Source organism: Leisingera sp. F5 (assembly GCF_001593695.1).
Map to the genome: position 1 here is coordinate 1 of NZ_LUKH01000739.1, position 1,759 is coordinate 1,759.

Genomic DNA, 1,759 nt, shown 5'->3' on the forward strand with positions numbered 1-1,759 from the left:
GGCCGCTTTGGAACAGCGGATCCGAGAAATTTGCCAGACCCGTGTGCGCTTCGGCTATCGGCGCGTGCATGTGCTTCTGCGCCGTGAGGGGTGGGAAATAAATGCGAAGAAGATTTATCGCATTTACAGGAAGATGGGCATGCAATTGCGGAACAAGACGCCCAAGCGGCGGGTGAAGGCCAAGCTGCGAGACGACCGGGCCGAGGCCGTACCCGCTGTCGTTCCGGGACGTGCGGGACATGCTGGCCGAGCGTGGCGTTACTGTCGATGCTTCGACGATCCATCGCTGGGTGCGAAAGTTCAGACCCGAGATTCAGAAGCGGGCCCAAGCCCGGCATCGCTCCTCGCGCGGGCCGCAGTGGCATGCTGATGAGACCTACATTCGCGTTGGCGGACGCTGGCGCTACCTGTGGAGGGCCGTGGACCAGTTCGACCAGCTGATCGACTTCCGCCCGACGGCGCGGCGGGATGCTAAGGCAGCAGGGGCGTTTCTGCGCCAGGCGCGAGACACTGTGCGGCAGTATCAGCCGCTTACGATCATCACCGACAGGGCGCACAGCTATGCCAAGGTGATCGGCGGGATCAACGACCGCCTCGGGCCAGTAGATATGATCCGGCACATTGACCCAAGTATTTAAACAATCGGATCGAGAGCGATCATGCTGTACTGAAGCAGCGATTGCGGCCCATGCGCGGTTTCCAGACGCTGGCCGGAGCGAAGGCCGCGCTCGCCGGCATCGCAACTTTCCGCGCCATTCGAAAAGGCCAATTCGAAAACTGTGAGACCGGCGTGATCAACGAGATCGTCTTTGTCGCAATCCGAACCGCATCAGCCCTTCTGGAAGTCACGTTTCGGTGTGAGCTTGATTATCGCGCTGGCAATCGCGGCCCTGCTCTTGGGCTTTGAACATCGCGTTCACATCTTTGCTGGAAACGGTTTTCTGGTGCTGTTGCTCTTGGGCTGCGGCGTCATGCACCTGTTCATGCATGGCGGTCACGGAGGCGATGACAAGTCATGACCGATGCATCCGCCTATGGGCTTTGGGTTTTTGCCCTTCTAAACGCGGCCATTTTCATCATGTTCGCCTTCAGCTTCTTTAAACCGCAGACGCCATGGGATTGGCGGAGCTTCGGAGCCTTCAGCCCGTTTCTCGTGGCGCGTTTCTCGGAAATGTATGGCTTTCCGCTCACCATCTATCTGCTGTCTGGCTGGCTGCAGACGACATATCCTGGCGTCGACTGGTTTTCGCATGATGCAGGTCACCTGCCGGAAATGCTGTTCGGCTGGCAGGCCAACCCGCATTTCGGCCCTTTCCATATGATCAGTTTCGTACTGATCGGGCTGGGCTTCTGGATGATCTCCGCCGCATGGAGGGTGCTCTATCAGGCTCAACGCAGCGGGACACTAGCGACCAGCGGTCCCTACGCGAAAGTTCGCCATCCGCAATATGTGGGCTTCGTTCTGGTCCTGACGGGCTTTCTCTTTCAATGGCCCACCCTGCTGACTCTCGCGATGTATCCGGTGTTGATCTGGATGTATGTGCGGCTGGCCCGCGCGGAAGAACGGGAAACCCGGGCCACGTTCGACACCTATGCAGCCCGCGTTCCCACCTTTTTTCCGCACTTCGCGCAGTCGCGCGGTAAGCGTTGCCCCCGCCTCACGCGGGATCAGCTTGACGGTGGGAAGTTCCAGGGCAGGAGCTCGTCGAGCCGGCTGGCAGGGTGACCTGCAGCGATGGCTTCGAGGGTATCCTTGAGG

The 1,759-nt window shown here is 59.7% G+C and carries 4 protein-coding genes and 1 pseudogene; all 5 read left to right on the forward strand.

Translation table 11 applies throughout. From position 1 onward, the window contains the following. A pseudogene (locus A2I95_RS35405) lies at nt 1–211 on the forward strand (IS3 family transposase); the annotation flags it as partial. A 28-nt stretch (nt 212–239) separates the two neighbouring features. Further along, on the forward strand, nt 240–638 hold the full coding sequence (locus A2I95_RS35410; protein WP_291737238.1) for an IS6 family transposase: 399 nt from the start codon (nt 240–242) through the stop codon (nt 636–638). Between the two features lie 50 nt (nt 639–688). Next, a complete protein-coding gene (locus tag A2I95_RS42710) occupies nt 689–907 on the forward strand; it encodes a hypothetical protein (RefSeq protein WP_281171999.1) in 219 nt (72 codons plus the stop codon). Continuing rightward, entirely contained in the window at nt 810–1,019 is a 210-nt protein-coding gene (locus A2I95_RS35415; protein ID WP_027257225.1) for a DUF2933 domain-containing protein, read from the forward strand. Before A2I95_RS42710 ends, A2I95_RS35415 begins: the two co-directional genes overlap by 98 nt. Further along, complete coding sequence (locus A2I95_RS35420) at nt 1,016–1,726, forward strand: isoprenylcysteine carboxylmethyltransferase family protein (protein ID WP_291737239.1); 711 nt, start codon at nt 1,016–1,018, stop codon at nt 1,724–1,726. The genes A2I95_RS35415 and A2I95_RS35420 overlap by 4 nt, the downstream gene beginning before the upstream one ends. Nucleotides 1,727–1,759 lie beyond the last annotated feature (33 nt).

Excerpts from the sequence above, each read along its gene's own strand:
- A2I95_RS42710 (WP_281171999.1), top strand. The coding sequence starts at position 689 with ATGCGCGGTTTCCAGACGCTGGCCGGAGCGAAGGCCGCGCTCGCCGGC.
- A2I95_RS35420 (WP_291737239.1), top strand. The coding sequence starts at position 1,016 with ATGACCGATGCATCCGCCTATGGGCTTTGGGTTTTTGCCCTTCTAAAC.
- A2I95_RS35410 (WP_291737238.1), top strand. The coding sequence starts at position 240 with ATGCTGGCCGAGCGTGGCGTTACTGTCGATGCTTCGACGATCCATCGC.